The organism is Chlamydia avium 10DC88 (assembly GCF_000583875.1).
Lineage (GTDB): Bacteria > Chlamydiota > Chlamydiia > Chlamydiales > Chlamydiaceae > Chlamydia > Chlamydia avium.
Genome location: NZ_CP006571.1, coordinates 822,844 through 838,291, shown reverse-complemented (window position 1 = coordinate 838,291; position 15,448 = coordinate 822,844). Strand labels below are relative to the sequence as shown.

Sequence of the window (15,448 nt, the reverse complement as noted above, 5' to 3'; positions counted from 1 at the left end):
TAATATGAAGATTATCAGAGTATGTTTGTTGTTTATCTGGTTTTTCCCTTATGGGGGGGTTGCTCAGGTTCTAGTGGGTTTGGATCGCATTTTCCAAGAAGAAGAGTATTTGTCCTGGTTGCGTCATAAAACAATCACATTGGTCTCTCACCATGCTGCAATTAATCGTGAAGGAAAAGATGCCTTAACTGTTTTCCAAGAGCACAAGGATTTGTGTTCTTTATTTGCTCTTTGCACTTTAGAACATGGTTATTATGGTACATCACCAGCAGGAACTCCAGGATGTGTTTTAGAAGATCATGGGTTACGCACAATATCCTTATATGGATTAAAAGATATTCCTGAAGATGCTGTTTTGGGTAGTGATGTTCTTGTTTATGATGTACAAGACATCGGAGTGCGTTCTTATACGTTTATTCTTACGTTATTGCAACTCGTTTGCGCAGCAGAAAAGTATAAAAAAACATTAATTGTATTAGATCGTCCTAATCCTATGGGTGGGAACATAATTGATGGACCTATGCCACCTGCTTACTCAAAAAATAATCCGGAAATTCCTTATTGTTATGGCATGACTCCCGGGGAACTTGCTTTATTATATAAAGCAAAATATGCTTCTCAAGCTGATGTCCGTATAGTTCCTATGCAGGGATGGCGGCGTTCGATGACTTTTTCTCAGACCGGATTGCGTTGGATCCCAACGAGTCCTCAAATTCCAGATCCCGAAACGACATTTTTCTATGCTACCACAGGGGTAATAGGTGCGTTATCTATAACAAGTATAGGCGTAGGTTATACCTTGCCATTTCGTCTTATTGGTGCACCTTGGATGGACGGGAAGCTAGTTGCTCAAAAACTCAATGAAGCTCAATTATCTGGGATTTCTTTTTATCCTTTTTGTTACGAACCTTTTTTTGGAAAGTATAAAATGGAATATTGTTCAGGAGTTTTGCTTCTTCTAGAGAATCCGGAACAATTTTTGCCCATGGAAACACAGTGTACTATTTTAAGTGTTTTAAAAACTCTATATCCTGAACAAGTGCGCATAGCTTTAAAGTCTGTAAATAGATTCCCCCAACGTTCTGAAGCCATTTCTCGTTATCTAGGAGAGGAAAAATTTATACAAATATGCAGCAATGAAAAGTATATTCTTTGGCCATTAAAGCAATTATGTTTAGAAGGAAGAAAAAAATTTCGTGATGCTCGTAAACCGTTTTTACTCGCTGAGTACGGTGAAAACTAATACAACATTTACGCGTTTGACAGGAATTTTTGTTATTTTTATAAGGTAGCTTTACAGGGTATTCTGGTCCCTGTAGAGGTATTGTGTCTAGAGTATTTAAAAATCATTTAGATGGATTAAACGCATTACATCGTGGTGTACGGGCTTTAGCTAATGCCGCGTCGACTACTCTGGGCCCTCAAGGCGCTCACGTTATCATAAAAAAAGAACATTCTCAGCCCTATACTACGAAATACGGTGCTTCAATAGCTAAAGAATTGCAGTTGCCTGATGCGTTTGAAAATATGGGTTTAAAACTTGCTCGAGAAGTTGCTCTACAAATAGATGCGCATGTAGGTGATGGATCAACAACGGCAATAATTTTAACAGAAGCTTTATTTGCTTTAGGGTTGCAAGGCATTGCTCGTGGTTTAGATCCTTTAGAAATAAAGCAGGGCATTGTTCTTGCTGGAGATAGTGTCCTAGAAGAATTAACAAAGCTTGCAACACCCATCTTGACCGATCAGGATATCCTAGCTGTGGCTACCACAGCAGCAAATAATGATGCTATATTGGGACAACTAGCTGTTGATGTTATTGCCAGTATAGGAGTAGAGGGAGAATATTGTATAGAAGAAAGCCCTACTCATCAAACTACTGTACATACATGTGCATACTTAGGGTTGCATTCGGGATATCTATCTTCTTATTTTGTTACACATCCTGAAACAATGGAGGTGATTTATGAAGATGCCTACGTATTTTTATGTAACCAGACTCTTTCATATTTAAACCAAGATTTTATCCATTTTTTAGAGAAGGTTGCTCAAGAGAAAAAATTTCCTTTAATCATTATTGCTGTAGATATTGATCCTCAATTGCTATCTGTTTTAATTGTGAATAAACTTAAGGGTTCTTTTCCTGTATGCGCTATAAAAATACCAGAACAAGGAGCACATGCCAGGCATATTTTAGAAGACATTGCTGTTGTTACAGGAGCAACTCTTATCGATAGTTTTTCCGGAATTTCTTTAGACACCGCAGATGTAAATGTTTTAGGAAAGGTGAGGAAAATTCTTATTACCGAAAGAACAACAGCTTTTTTCCATGGGACAGGAGATAACACTATTGTTTCGGATCATATTACTCATGTACGTCAGCAAACTTTATATCATCCTTCAGAAGAAGTTGTTGAAAAGCGTTTATCTCAATTGCATGGGAAAAAAGCATGGATTTACTTAGGGGCTGTAACAGAGAACGAGTTTAAAGAGAAAAAAATACAGATGATTCATGCTTTACAAGCAATAAAAGCAGCCTATCGTGAAGGGTACCTTCCCGGAAGTGGCATTGCTTTAATACGAGCAGCTGAACGTATACGTATTCCTGAGACAATATCGCCGGGAATTGCTCATGGATATACATGTCTTATACAATCCATGAGAGCACCTTTAACAACGATTATCACTAATTGTGGGAGGGTCCCCACAGAACTTTTAGATACTATAATACAGCATCCTGATACTTCTTTCGGTTATAATGGGATCACTCATACGATAGAAAATGTAATTTCTGCAGGCATATTTGATGCTTTTTCTGTGATGAGATTTGTTTTAAAATATTCCATTTCTATGGCTTGTTCGCTTTTGTCAAGTTCATTATTTATTACAGATTCTCCAGAGAAAGTAGAAGATGAATCTCCTCATGAAGAAAAATAGATCAAAAGTATAGTATCTTTTTGATTTCAAGTGATTTTTTTCGAAGATAGGGAGAAAGACTTGATCATTTGACGTATCTTGACTAAACTTTTCATCATTGCATTTTCTATGCACCAGTAGCTCAGTGGATAGAGTACCTGGCTACGAACCAGGTGGTCAGAGGTTCAAGTCCTCTCTGGTGCGATTATAAAGTTATGATAACCCATAAACAATTAGGATAATCATGGAATCATTGTCAATTGGTAAGCCTGCTCCGGATTTCACTGCACACGCAGTAGTGGATGGCAAAGTAAAAACAATTTCGTTAGCTGATTATCGTGGGAGATACGTGCTTCTTTTCTTTTATCCTAAGGATTTTACTTATGTATGTCCTACAGAACTTCATGCTTTTCAAGATGCTTTGCAGGAATTTCAAAGCCGAAATGCAGAAGTTCTGGGTTGTTCTGTGGATGATTTAGATACTCATCAACGTTGGTTGAATACCAATAAAAAGTTGGGCGGTGTTCAAGGAATTACTTATCCTCTAATTTCTGATATTGGTGGGGAGCTTTCTCGACTCTATGGTGTTTTAGATAGTGTATCAGGTTTATCTTTTCGAGGATGTTTCCTAATTGACAAGGAGGGGATTATTCGGCACTTAGTTATTAATGATTTGCCACTCGGGCGCTCCATAGATGAAGAATTACGCGTATTAGAAGCACTTATCTTCTTTGAAAATCATGGTTTGGTATGCCCAGCAAATTGGCAACAAGGACAAAAGGCTATGGCCCCTAATGAAGAGGGATTAAAAGAGTATTTCGGGACAATAGATTAAAATAGTTTATTAAATGTTAATAGATCATAGAAATCTTGTTCAAAAAACAAAAGAAGGCTTTTATATTTTTGGCATAAAGATTTAGATGCTTCTATAAGATACTGATCTCCTACACCAGGAAGTCCCATAGCAATAATATTTTTTAATGTGGTTTGTGTATTTAAAAAATGAAGGCCAAAGAAATAGCTGTCTACGCAATAGCCCTCTTCTCTTACCCGAAAGTAAAGCACATCGTAATTATACATTAGGGCTTGTATAGCAAGAGATATTCCTGATTTAGTTATTTTTTGGCTACTACCTAAATGATCATAAAGATCTGCTGCACTATGACATAAGTATGCAACGTCATAGCTTCCTTTTTCTGCTTCGCCAAATAAAGCAATTGTGAATTTCATTGAATTGTGGATATATTGGCTTTTATTTCTGATCCTACAAAAGATATTTTTTATTATCTATCAGAGAGAATAATTCTGAGAGAGCAAGAAAGAACCGTATTATTTCTTATTCTTTGGTAAGCAAAGCTTTTGATTAACATAAATAATATCTGAAGATAATTTATTAAGTTTTTTTAATTCTTCTACAGATATTTTATATTTTGTAGCTATCTTTCCTAGATTTTCTCCGGGTTGTACTACATGAATATGAGCAGGAATAGCTTCAGAAAAATCCGGATACGTCTCAGAAGAACCATCGACAAGCGCAAGTAATGATCGCCGTAAAAGACGGATATCTTGTGATAACGTTTTGTAGTCTTTTTGCATGATTTCAAGTTTCTGTTGCAAAGTAGCTTGAATATCTTTTATTGATGCTGCTAACACACTAAGAGTTTTCGCTAATGTTTTTTGTTCTATTTCCAATTGTTGGATTTTCTTCGAGATTCCTTCGGGTTGTATAGATTCTAGTTGTTGAATTTTAGAATCTTGTTCATCTAAACGTTCTGCTAGAATTTGCATTTCCGATTCATGACACAGTAATTTAGCAGAAGCGTCTTCAATTTCAGCAAGAAGAGTTTGCATAGCAGGATTTTTTCCTGCTGCAAATCCGGGTATGGATCCTAGTAATCCACAAAATAACCCTAGGAATAAATAACTTACATTAACGTGCATGGACTTTAAATTCCGTACGACGATTTTGTTGCCAGGCAAGCTCATCATGAGACAGACTAATTGGGCGTTCCTTCCCATAAGAAATCGTGAATAGTCGTTCAGGAGCAATACCTTGTTTGATTAAATGTTGTTTCACAGCATTAGCTCGGCGAGCCCCTAGTGCAAGATTGTAAGATGCTGCCCCACGTTCATCTGTATGTCCCTCAATATATAAAGTTACTTTTGGCGATTTTTGCATATGACGAACAAGACTGGATAAAATAGCCAGGTTCTCCTCACCTTTAATAGTATAACTATCTGTTGCAAAGGTAATGTTTCGAAACGCTACAGAGCTGCTAGTTTTATATAATTGTTCCTCTTTTGAATCATAGGTATTTACAAGGTTTTGGTTAATTTCATCGTTCGAGTACAGAGGAACAAATGCACACGCATGTTGTTTTTTCTTGTTAGTATTCTGGCAATTGTAACAAACAACATCCCAGTCTCCGCATGGGTAAGAGCATGAAGATAAGGAAAAAAGGGCCAATAACCAGCAAGTTAACATGCTTAAATATTGTTTTTTCATATAGTTCTCTTTATTTAGTTATTTTAGGTGCTCCCCAAGAAGGGAAGCGTTTTTCTCCTGGTCCTATAACAATTTTTTTGGTTTTTTGAGTGATTAGACTTAATAAATAAATATCCGACTCTTCTGCATTTCCTGCGCTATATACGAGATGTTGACTATCCATAGCCCATGAAGGACTTTCCTTGTTTATAGGAGTAGTTGTAAGTTGAGAATCTCTTCCTGTAGAGAGATCATAAATACAAATTTGGCGGACGCCCTTAATTACAGAGCAAAAAGCTATTTTTGTACCATCCGGAGACCATACAGGGCAACTGCTATTTCTATATTTTTTAGTTAGAAGCTTTGGTGTTTGAATTTCAGGTTCGATTTGGAGAGTATACAGTCGAGGTCTTCCATCTTTATTAGAAACAAAAACCAGTTTAGAACCATCAGGACTAAATGAGGGATTTCCTTGTGTGCCATAAGTCTCGTTGAGTATGCGGCGTGGTTTCCCCATAGCACCTGTAACTAGGGAAAATGATTGTAAAAATAGATCAGGGTTACCACAACTATCAGAGATAAAGGCAAGAAGCTTTTTTCTAGGAGAGAAAGCGGGCATAAATTGGTTTCCTGGTAAATTGAGAATTTTTCTTCCCGAAGACTCCCCTAAAGAACCTAGAAAGATCTTAGGAATACCTAATTTATAAGATACATAGAAATACGTAGTATTTTCACCTATATTTGTCCAATGAGGTGTGATTGATAAAGAATTTTCCTGGGTAAGAGGACGTAAATTTTCACCGTCGTGGTCTACAGTCCATAGTTCTCCATGTTTTAATTCTTGATCTTGTGTAGGTTTACATAAAGAAAAAACAATTTTTCCTGAACTAATTCCCGGAATATTTGTTAGTACATAGTGTAGCTTGTCAGCAGATTCATGGATTTTTTGACGATTTTTCTGAGTGTCTTCTGTAAGGATAATAGAGTGGATAGGTTGATACTCCTGATTGGCTTTCGCTAAACTGAAAATAAGCTCAGGATAGTGATCAATTATAGCAATGCGTAGAGAGGTTGATGCTGCCCCTGGTTTTACAAATGAGGGTTGTAAGATATCTCCAAGGGCGAGATCATTAATAAACACATTACTCAATGCATGTAAATATTGTTGTTGCTTTGCATCTGTAGAACGAATGTGGAGTTCTACATGCAGGGGAAATGTAGTGGCTTCTGAGCGTACGATGACTTCTAAATCTCTTGCATATGAAGGTCTCCATCCGAAAATAAGAAACGTACTAATCAGAACACGGAGGAACATTTCTACTTTCCTTCTGGTTAAGATTCATTACTCAGAAGCTTAATATGAAAAACGATATTTTTCGAGATTTTGTATTTGTCGAGAAATTTTGTAAAAGGAATTTCGCTCATACGTGTAAGAATAAACTGTTTTTCTGCTTCACTGATTGGTGATAGGATGACACATTCATAGACTCTTCCTTGTGGAGTGAGTATGAGTTTAAGACGTATTTCTCCGGAAATAGGCAAGACAATGTATTCACGAAGGAGTTGGCAAAGTTCTTCCTCTTGTGTTTCTGATATGGGTAAGGGCATCTTATCATGTTTCGGTAAGGCTAGATTCAAATGCGATGAGCTATCCTCAAGATGATCAGAAAGTTTTTTTGTAAGATCTGCAATGGTTTTGAGTTGTTTATTTTGAGTAATAACTTGTTTAGTGGTGTTTTCTAGTCTTTCTGTTTGTTGAGATTGACATTTAGGTTTTTCTTTGTCTTTGGGTGGAGTCGAAATCGGCTTGTTCTCCGAGGAATTTTTGGTTTGTTTCTTAGGAGGAGACTGAGGGATAGATGTCTCGTGTTTTTGAGCAGCTGTAGATTGGGTAGATTGTACAGGGGTTGGAGGTTCATGAATAAAAACTAATTTTTCTTTAAAAGGGTGTAATTTCAGGTGTTTTGTTTTCCCAGGAGAATAAATTAAAAGAGCGATACATGCTCCGTGAATTAAAGCTGCAAGAAAAAAATGAGAAAAAAACGTATTCATAATTAGCTTTTTAAAGCTATGTGAAGTTCATGAAATCCCGCAGACTCTACAATTGCTTTTACCTCTTGATATACTTTAAAAGGAGTATTTCCGTCTTGTAAGAGTAAGGGAATTCTCTGTGGGTATTGTTGATGTAAAAGTGTGAGTTGTGTTTTTAGTTCTCTTAAAGAAAGTATCTGATCATTTAACGATATTGTACAGTCGGCAAATACCTTGATAACAGTTGTTGATGTTTCATCTTTTTCAAGTGCTTCATGTTTCTCTGTTCCAGGAGCTAGGGTGATTGAATCTAATCGTATTAAAGGCATGGTAATCATAAATGCCATTAAAATAACAAAAACAATATCAATAAGTGGTGTGAGGTTTACATTAGATTCTTCTTCAACATCTTCGATGATAGTTCGCTTCATAGCTTTGTTTGGCGATATTTTACTTCTATGGAATTTAATAATAGATATGCTGTTTGTTCAATTTCTAGAATTAATCGAGAAGAATGAGCTTTGAGATAATTAAACCCGATGAGGGAGGGGATGGCTACAAATAATCCAACAATTGTTGTGCCCAAGGCTGTAGCCAATCCTTCCATCATGGCTGTATTACTTACCTGTCCTGAATTAATATGAGAAAAAGCTAATAAAATTCCCCAGACAGTTCCTAGAAGGCCTAAGAAAGGGGCTAGGCTTATCGTTGTTATGGGAATGAAGTTATTTTCATACATGAGAGCACGATATTTTGGCATGACAGCTCCCAACAAAGTTTCCAAAGATTGGATATCTTCAATAGATAGTACCGGTCCTTGATCTGGGGCTTGCTGACGGTTTTTATCTAGCAGCTCTAGAGTGCCTCGTTTGATTGTGAAGTATAGGTCGGCAAAAGGATTTAACTCGGGATGAATTTCCAAAGATAGGGGGGCGTGGCGATTTTTTATTAAGAAATCTTTAAGAGATTTTCCTGATTTTAAAAATTTTTTTGAATAGCAAGCTTTTGGTGTAGTACTGTCCAAGTACATAAAGAAAGAAGCAGTAGGCTAAAAAATATCCCCTTACCAAAAAGATCAGCTTCCTGATAAGCCTGAATGATGGGGTTATGAACACTTTGCAGCATAAACGATAAAGTTCTTTACACATTATGGGAGTAGACTAAAAGATGATCCTATCAAAATTCTAGTATAGAGCCAAGAAGGTTTTACTGAAGAAGTTTATAAAAAATAAATAAAATTAAATATTTTTAGTATAATTAAATGCCGATTTAAAAATAAAATGGGGTTATTTTGAATAAAATCAAAAAGTATTTTCAAATTATCCTGGCAACAGCATTCTTTTTATTGCCTATATCTATGAGTACTTTACGCGCTCAAGAAAAAGGGAATCAAGAAGAAGGAGGAGCCAGCTTGATTGCTGCGGGTTCTCATATTCCTCGAGGAAAGCAATTCAGTGTAGGAATACGTATTTCTGGACCTGAGGGTAGTCATATTTATTGGAAAAACCCCGGTGAGGTAGGAAGCCCTCTAAAGATTCATTGGAATCTACCCGAAGGATTTGTTGTTAATGAGGAGCATTGGCCCGCGCCTCAGGTTTTTGAGGAAGAGGGAACAACGTATTTCGGTTATGACAGCACCGTGTTTATTGTTGCAGATATATGTTCTCCTGAGTCAGCAGAGGGAGAGAATGCAGTAATACAAGCACACGTAGAATGGTTGGCATGCAATGATAGCTGTATTCCCGGTAAAGCAGATCTACAATTATCCCTACCTTATGGCGAGAGCAACAGTATCATTTCCTCTGATAACGTGAATAATGCAAGAGATTTTGCTCAAACCCTACAGTTGCGTCCTCGTGTTTTTGAAGAAGGGCAGCAAGTAGTGTTAAGGAAAAGTCACGATGGAAAGATCATCATTAATATTCCGGTTTCTAGTGAAGCTGAAAAGGCATGGTTCATATCTGAAAAAGCAGATAGAATTTTTGCTTATTCCGAAGAAGAAGCTATAAAAGATGGTGTTCAGACTCAGTGGAAACTCAAGGTAAAGGCAAAAGATAGTGTTGTTCAGGGAAATCAAGAATTAGAAGGCATCTTGTTACTCACAGATCGAATGGGGCAGCAATTAGAATCTTTTACTATTCGTGGTCATATTGCTGCAGATTCTACAACACAAAGTTCGGGAATCTTAGGTTTTGCAACTATTTTGGTCATGGCATTTTTAGGAGGCCTCTTTTTAAATATTATGCCTTGCGTGCTGCCTTTGATTACTCTTAAAGTATACGGATTAATTAAATCTGCTGGAGAACAACGTTCTTCAGTCATTAAGAATGGCCTATGCTATACTCTAGGTGTTGTGGGATGTTTTTGGGCACTGGCCGGAGTTGCTTTTCTTTTAAAAACATTAGGGCATAACATCGGTTGGGGATTCCAACTACAAGAACCAATGTTTGTAGCGACCTTAATGATTATCTTTTTCCTTTTTGCTCTTAGTTCTCTTGGTTTATTTGAAGTAGGGACAATGTTTACAAATTTAGGAGGAAAACTACAACCTGCGGAAACTGGTGGTCTAAGAAATAGGGCTATAAGCTCTTTATGTAATGGTATTCTTGCTACATTAGTAACAACTCCTTGTACGGGACCGTTTTTAGGTTCAGTATTAGGGCTAGTTATGTCTTTAGCATTTACTCGTCAGTTGCTTATATTTACTGCTATTGGTTTGGGGATGGCTTTGCCTTATCTCATATTTGCGATTTTCCCTAGAATGCTTGTCTTGCTTCCTAAACCAGGAAGTTGGATGAGTGTATTCAAGCAGCTTACAGGTTTTATGCTTTTGGGAACAGTAACGTGGTTGGCATGGATTTTTGGCTCAGAAACAAGTACAACAGCATTGATTGTTTTATTATCGGGCTTATGGTTGTCTGGATTCGGAGCATGGATCCTAGGGAAGTGGGGGACTCCCGTATCTCCTAGGAAAATTAGAACAGTAGCTTCAACGTTATTTTTCGGATGTATTTTAGGGGCATTATCTTTAGGTTTTGTTGCCTCTCGTTATTTTGTGGAGATTCACAATCCCACTATAGAAGATGGAACATGGCAGTCATTTTCTTTAACGAAACTTGAAAAGTTGCGTAAGGAAGGCCATGCAGTATTTGTAAACTTTACTGCTAAGTGGTGCTTAACATGCCAAATGAATAAACATGTGTTATATGCTCATACGGTGCAGGAAATGTTTAAACAGCACGGCGTGATCACTTTAGAAGCTGACTGGACACGCCAGGATCCTGGAATCACAGAAGAACTTGCACGATTAGGGCGAGCTAGTGTTCCTTCCTATGTATATTATCCTCCGAATCAAGAGGAACCTATTGTATTGCCAGAGAAAATAACACAAACTGTTATCGAGAACATACTCCTTTCGAATCGCTGAGTATTTCAAAATGAAGTCCCACCCCATGTTCTCTAAAACTTGAGATATTTTCATTGAGAAAAGTTTTTTTCTAAGTGCGAATTCTTGAAGATATTGCAAATAGGTGCGGGATAGTATATTTTTATGTTTCCTGTAAGGGAGAGAGTTATGAGTTTAGCTGACGCACACGTGCATCTTTCGGACGCCGCTTTTTGTGAAGATGTAGATGCTGTGATCGCTAGAGCCAGGGATTCGGGAATTTCCCTTGTAGTGAATGTAACAACAACGAAAGAGGAGCTTGATACATCGTTTATTTATGCTGAGAGATTCCCGCATATGCGCTTTTGTCATGTTGCAGGGACTCCACCGCAAGATGCTCAGAATGCTATAGAAGAGGATTTTCGTTATTTTCGCGATGTTGCCCACACGGGAAGACTCTCTGCTATTGGCGAAGTAGGGCTGGATTATTTTTTTGCAAATACTGAAAATGCCCGAGAGAGACAAAAAGAAGTTCTCCGCCAGTATTTATCCTTAGCGTTAGAGTGTTCCCTACCTCTTGTTGTTCATTGTCGCGCTGCTTTTTCTGATTTTTTTTCCATATTAGATCAGTATTATCACCATGATGCTCGTTCTTGCCCAGGAATGTTACATTGCTTTACCGGGACATTAGATGAAGCAAAAGAATTACTTGTTCGCGGGTGGTTCGTGTCTATTAGCGGTATTGTTACTTTTAAAAATGCTCAGAATTTACGCGATCTTGTTGCTGAACTTCCTCTTGATCATTTGCTTGTAGAAACAGATGCGCCTTTTCTTGCTCCTACGCCTTTACGGGGTAAGAAAAATGAACCTGCTTATATAACACATACCTTGGAAACTATTGCAGCGATTCATAATATGAGCGTTAAGGAGCTAATAGATATTGCTTATGCAAATGTTTTGCGTTTCCTTCGAGGTGTTAGAAATTAATTATTTTTTAAAATTACTTTCCTTTATGTAAGCTTCTATGATTCTGGTAAGGAGATTTTGGGGTCACAGCTTACGATGAATGATAGCGATAGTAGAGAAATCAATTGTGAAATTACTCAGAAGTCTCGACAGAACTACGTGAGCTTTATACTACGTTGCGTACATTCTTTGGCCGGAGTAGTATTCACTTTGTTTCTTTGCGAGCATATTTTTACTAATATGTTAGCTTCTTCTTATTTCCGAGAAGGTTCAGGCTTTGTCCGTCTGGTCAATAGTTTTCATCGTCTTCCCGGATTGAAAGTAATAGAAATCGTGTGTTTGGCATTACCTTTTTTATGCCACACAGTCATAGGTATACTGTATCTTTTCCAAGCATCTCCTAATTCAGGAGTTTCTCGAGGAAGTAAGCCAGCGTTATTCTATGCTAGGAATATTGCTTATACTTGGCAAAGAAGAACAGCATGGATCCTACTTTTTGGATTGATTTTCCACATTGTACAGTTTCGTTTTATTTGTTACCCCATTCATGTAGAATTGCATGGGCAAACTTATTACGGTGTTAGGATTCATCCTGAAAGATATTCTGTCATAGTACGTGGGACTCATGGAATGTTTACAGTAAATTTTTCTGATCCTCAGCACCATACTTTGCGTTTAGATATTAGTGATTTTGAAGGTGACCAAGTTTCTCGTTTATCAACACATCCTTACCTTCTTACACCAAGTATAGGTACAGCTTTTCTATATACAGTTCGCAATGCTTTAGGATCTTTATGGATGGCAATTTTTTATACATTACTTGTAATTGCTGCTGCATTTCATGGATTTAATGGATTATGGACATTTAGTTCTCGGTGGGGAATCATCATTCCCTCGCGCTTACAAACATTGTTACGTAATTTGTGTTATTGTGCCATGGTTGTAATTATTGCTATGGGGGTGAGTATGATTTGGAATATATATAATATGGCATAGGATATGGGACAGAGTAATGTCATTGTAGTAGGGGGAGGATTAGCAGGATTATCAGCTGCTATGAAGTTAGCAGATCATGGTATTTGTGTTCATTTAGTATCCTTGACGAAAGTAAAACGGTCGCACTCTGTTTGTGCTCAAGGGGGAATTAACGCTGCGTTAAACCTGCATTCTGAAGAAGAAGATACTCCCTATATTCATGCCTATGACACAATTAAAGGAGGAGATTTTCTCGCAGATCAGCCTCCAGTTTTGGAAATGTGTTTAGCTGCACCCAGAATTATTCGTATGTTGGATAGTTTTGGCTGCCCTTTTAATCGTACTGCTCAAGGATCTTTAGATGTACGTCGTTTCGGAGGTACCCTATATCATCGTACAGTATTTTGCGGTGCTTCTACAGGACAACAATTGATGTATACCTTGGATGAGCAAGTACGTCGTCGTGAGCATCTAGGAAAGATTTTTAAATATGAAAATCATGAATTTATGCGTTTAATAGTTAACGGTGCTGGGCGGGCTTGTGGCATTGTTTTGATGAATTTGTTTAATCATCGGTTAGAAACTCTGCAAGGAGATGCTATTATCTTTGCTACCGGGGGGCCTGGAGTGATTTTCAAAATGTCAACAAACTCGACATTTTGTACAGGAGCAGCAAATGGACGATTATTTATGCAGGGAATGATATACGCTAATCCTGAATTTATTCAGATTCATCCTACAGCAATTCCAGGAATTGATAAGCTTAGATTAATATCTGAGTCTGTGCGAGGTGAAGGGGGACGTATTTGGGTTCCTGGAGATGCCTCAAAAACAATTACTTTCCCTGATGGTTCTCAGCGCCCTTGTGGAAAAACAGGAGAACCCTGGTATTTCTTAGAAGAGATGTATCCTGCTTATGGAAACTTGGTAAGTCGTGATGTTGGAGCACGCGCTATATTACAAGTGTGTGAAGCAGGATTAGGAATTGATGGGCGAATGGAGGTCTTTTTAGATGTTACTCATTTATCTTCAGAAAGGCGACATAAACTTGAGGTCGTATTAGATATCTACAGAAAATTTACTGGAGAAGATCCCAATCATGTACCAATGAGAATTTTCCCTGCCGTTCATTATTCTATGGGTGGGGCTTGGGTAGATTGGCCCGCCGCTGATGATCTCGATCGTGATAGCCGATTTCGCCAGATGACAAATATCCCCGGTTGTTTTAATTGTGGGGAGTCAGATTTTCAATATCATGGAGCAAATCGTTTAGGAGCAAATTCATTACTTTCATGTTTATTTTCTGGATTAGTGGCTGGAGATGAGGCAGCACGATTTATTTCTGCATTTGGCTCATGTTCTTCACAATCAGGAGATTTTACTGATGCTTTGCAACAAGAAAAAGAAGAAAATAAGCGTTTGTTATCCCAAGGTGGGGGAGAAAATATTTTCATTTTACATGAGGAAATGGCCAAGCTCATGGTGAGAAATGTGACAGTAAAACGTAATAATAAAGATCTTCAAGCTACTCTAGATCAATTAAAGTTATTACGAGAACGGTTGCAAAGAGTTTCTGTACATGACTCATCAAAATTTGCGAATAAAACATTTCATTTTGTGCGTCAAATGAGACCAATGATAGAACTTGCTTTGGCAATTACTAAAGGAGCTTTTTTACGTAATGAGTTTAGGGGATCACATTATAAAGAAGAATTCCCAAATCGTGATGATACACATTGGTTAAAGACAACATTAGCTTCATATTCTTTTGATGAACCTGAAATTTCTTATGTTCCTGTAGATACACGGCATGTACAACCCACACTGAGGGATTATACGCAATCCTCAACAGGAGATATTGCGCTTATGAATGTTCCCAAGAACATTTGTTTACCCATATAAGTAAGGTATTATGGATCTTCCTGAAACTTTTATATTGAAAATTTATCGAGGAACTCCAGGAAAGCAATATTGGGATAGTTTTGAGCTTCCTCTACATCCAGGTGAGAACATCATCAGTGCTCTTATGGAAATTGAAAAACGTCCTGTTAATGTTCTTGGTGAGACTGTGAATCCTGTTGTTTGGGAACAAGGGTGTTTAGAGGAAGTCTGTGGATCGTGTGCTTTATTAGTGAATGGTGTACCACGACAAGCATGTACTGCATTAATACAGGAATATATCTTGGCTACGAAGTCTCGAGAAATCACTTTGGCACCATTAACTAAATTTCCTTTAATTCGTGATCTTATAGTTGATAGAACCCGAATGTTTGAAAACTTAAAACAAATTCATGGGTGGGTAGCCACGGAAACGCAAGGAGAAACCTTTGGCGTTAAAGTTTCTCGTGAACAACAAGAACTTTTATATGCGTTATCTATGTGTATGACATGTGGATGTTGCACAGAAGCTTGCCCACAAGTTAATAAACGTAAGAAATTTATGGGACCAGCAGCTATTGCTCAGGTACGATATTTCCATACATATCCTGGAGATCAACAAAAAGATAAACGATTAAGAGTGCTTATGAGTAAGCATGGCATTGAGGGCTGTGGTCAGGCACATAATTGTGTTCGTGTGTGTCCTAAGAAGTTACCTTTAACAGAAAGTATTTCTGCTATGGGGAGGGAAGTATCGAAATATTCATTAAAACTGTTATTTCGCACGCTTTTTAAACGTAAGAAAAAATAGC

14 protein-coding genes, 1 tRNA gene and 1 pseudogene are annotated in these 15,448 nt (G+C 37.6%); 9 read left to right on the top strand and 7 right to left on the bottom strand.

Annotated features, from left to right (window positions below; genetic code table 11):
* Positions 1 to 4: 4 nt before the first annotated feature.
* The 4 genes from RT28_RS03675 (at position 5) to RT28_RS03660 (ending at position 3,751) form a co-directional block, all read left to right on the top strand.
* Entirely contained in the window at positions 5 to 1,243 is a 1,239-nt protein-coding gene (locus tag RT28_RS03675; protein ID WP_020359161.1) for a DUF1343 domain-containing protein, read from the top strand.
* 83 nt (positions 1,244 to 1,326) lie between these two features.
* Positions 1,327 to 2,937, top strand: a complete 1,611-nt coding sequence (gene groEL, locus RT28_RS03670) for a chaperonin GroEL (protein WP_038500953.1) — start codon at positions 1,327 to 1,329, stop codon at positions 2,935 to 2,937.
* A 110-nt stretch (positions 2,938 to 3,047) separates the two neighbouring features.
* Positions 3,048 to 3,120, top strand: a tRNA-Arg gene (locus tag RT28_RS03665).
* A 40-nt stretch (positions 3,121 to 3,160) separates the two neighbouring features.
* On the top strand, positions 3,161 to 3,751 hold the full coding sequence (locus RT28_RS03660; RefSeq protein WP_020355673.1) for a peroxiredoxin: 591 nt from the start codon (positions 3,161 to 3,163) through the stop codon (positions 3,749 to 3,751).
* On the opposite strand, the gene RT28_RS03655 is transcribed toward RT28_RS03660, so the two are convergent.
* From RT28_RS03655 to RT28_RS03625, 7 genes and pseudogenes are all read right to left on the bottom strand, one after another.
* Positions 3,748 to 4,146 carry a hypothetical protein gene (locus RT28_RS03655; RefSeq protein ID WP_020355672.1) on the bottom strand — a complete coding sequence of 133 codons (399 nt, stop codon included), beginning with the start codon at positions 4,144 to 4,146 and terminating at the stop codon, positions 3,748 to 3,750. The two genes, RT28_RS03660 and RT28_RS03655, sit on opposite strands and share 4 nt — an antisense overlap.
* A 99-nt stretch (positions 4,147 to 4,245) precedes the next feature.
* Positions 4,246 to 4,857, bottom strand: coding sequence for a LysM peptidoglycan-binding domain-containing protein (locus RT28_RS03650; protein WP_020359160.1), 612 nt, complete (start codon positions 4,855 to 4,857; stop codon positions 4,246 to 4,248).
* A complete protein-coding gene (locus RT28_RS03645) occupies positions 4,847 to 5,422 on the bottom strand; it encodes an OmpA family protein (protein ID WP_020355669.1) in 576 nt (191 codons plus the stop codon). Before RT28_RS03645 ends, RT28_RS03650 begins: the two co-directional genes overlap by 11 nt.
* Positions 5,423 to 5,432: 10 nt before the next feature.
* Complete coding sequence (gene tolB / locus RT28_RS03640; protein ID WP_020355668.1) at positions 5,433 to 6,716, bottom strand: Tol-Pal system protein TolB; 1,284 nt, start codon at positions 6,714 to 6,716, stop codon at positions 5,433 to 5,435.
* 17 nt (positions 6,717 to 6,733) lie between these two features.
* Positions 6,734 to 7,453, bottom strand: a complete 720-nt coding sequence (locus RT28_RS03635; protein WP_038500950.1) for an inclusion-associated protein — start codon at positions 7,451 to 7,453, stop codon at positions 6,734 to 6,736.
* 2 nt (positions 7,454 to 7,455) lie between these two features.
* Positions 7,456 to 7,863, bottom strand: coding sequence for an ExbD/TolR family protein (locus RT28_RS03630; RefSeq protein WP_020355666.1), 408 nt, complete (start codon positions 7,861 to 7,863; stop codon positions 7,456 to 7,458).
* Positions 7,860 to 8,557 (bottom strand): annotated as a pseudogene (locus tag RT28_RS03625) (MotA/TolQ/ExbB proton channel family protein). Before RT28_RS03625 ends, RT28_RS03630 begins: the two are co-directional and overlap by 4 nt.
* Positions 8,558 to 8,723: 166 nt before the next feature.
* Here RT28_RS03625 and RT28_RS03620 point away from each other — a divergent pair.
* The 5 genes from RT28_RS03620 to sdhB all read left to right on the top strand — a co-directional run bounded on the left by RT28_RS03620 (position 8,724) and on the right by sdhB (position 15,447).
* The gene (locus RT28_RS03620) at positions 8,724 to 10,859 is read left to right on the top strand and encodes a protein-disulfide reductase DsbD family protein (RefSeq protein ID WP_038500947.1); all 2,136 of its coding nucleotides are present in this window, start codon (positions 8,724 to 8,726) and stop codon (positions 10,857 to 10,859) included.
* Between the two features lie 147 nt (positions 10,860 to 11,006).
* Positions 11,007 to 11,804, top strand: coding sequence for a TatD family hydrolase (locus tag RT28_RS03615; protein WP_038500944.1), 798 nt, complete (start codon positions 11,007 to 11,009; stop codon positions 11,802 to 11,804).
* Between the two features lie 75 nt (positions 11,805 to 11,879).
* Positions 11,880 to 12,779, top strand: coding sequence for a succinate dehydrogenase cytochrome b558 subunit (locus tag RT28_RS03610; RefSeq protein ID WP_051118186.1), 900 nt, complete (start codon positions 11,880 to 11,882; stop codon positions 12,777 to 12,779).
* 3 nt (positions 12,780 to 12,782) lie between these two features.
* Positions 12,783 to 14,660 carry a succinate dehydrogenase flavoprotein subunit gene (gene sdhA, locus RT28_RS03605; RefSeq protein WP_038500941.1) on the top strand — a complete coding sequence of 626 codons (1,878 nt, stop codon included), beginning with the start codon at positions 12,783 to 12,785 and terminating at the stop codon, positions 14,658 to 14,660.
* A gap of 10 nt (positions 14,661 to 14,670) precedes the next feature.
* Positions 14,671 to 15,447: a succinate dehydrogenase iron-sulfur subunit gene (gene sdhB / locus RT28_RS03600; RefSeq protein WP_038500938.1), complete on the top strand. Its 777-nt coding sequence runs from the start codon at positions 14,671 to 14,673 to the stop codon at positions 15,445 to 15,447.
* The last annotated feature ends 1 nt before the right edge of the window (position 15,448 follow it).

Excerpts from the sequence above, each read along its gene's own strand:
- RT28_RS03675 (WP_020359161.1), top strand. The coding sequence starts at position 5 with ATGAAGATTATCAGAGTATGTTTGTTGTTTATCTGGTTTTTCCCTTAT.
- RT28_RS03660 (WP_020355673.1), top strand. The coding sequence starts at position 3,161 with ATGGAATCATTGTCAATTGGTAAGCCTGCTCCGGATTTCACTGCACAC.
- RT28_RS03655 (WP_020355672.1), bottom strand. The coding sequence starts at position 4,146 with ATGAAATTCACAATTGCTTTATTTGGCGAAGCAGAAAAAGGAAGCTAT.
- RT28_RS03650 (WP_020359160.1), bottom strand. The coding sequence starts at position 4,857 with ATGCACGTTAATGTAAGTTATTTATTCCTAGGGTTATTTTGTGGATTA.
- RT28_RS03645 (WP_020355669.1), bottom strand. The coding sequence starts at position 5,422 with ATGAAAAAACAATATTTAAGCATGTTAACTTGCTGGTTATTGGCCCTT.
- tolB (WP_020355668.1), bottom strand. The coding sequence starts at position 6,716 with ATGTTCCTCCGTGTTCTGATTAGTACGTTTCTTATTTTCGGATGGAGA.
- RT28_RS03635 (WP_038500950.1), bottom strand. The coding sequence starts at position 7,453 with ATGAATACGTTTTTTTCTCATTTTTTTCTTGCAGCTTTAATTCACGGA.
- RT28_RS03630 (WP_020355666.1), bottom strand. The coding sequence starts at position 7,863 with ATGAAGCGAACTATCATCGAAGATGTTGAAGAAGAATCTAATGTAAAC.
- RT28_RS03615 (WP_038500944.1), top strand. The coding sequence starts at position 11,007 with ATGAGTTTAGCTGACGCACACGTGCATCTTTCGGACGCCGCTTTTTGT.
- RT28_RS03610 (WP_051118186.1), top strand. The coding sequence starts at position 11,880 with ATGAATGATAGCGATAGTAGAGAAATCAATTGTGAAATTACTCAGAAG.
- sdhA (WP_038500941.1), top strand. The coding sequence starts at position 12,783 with ATGGGACAGAGTAATGTCATTGTAGTAGGGGGAGGATTAGCAGGATTA.
- sdhB (WP_038500938.1), top strand. The coding sequence starts at position 14,671 with ATGGATCTTCCTGAAACTTTTATATTGAAAATTTATCGAGGAACTCCA.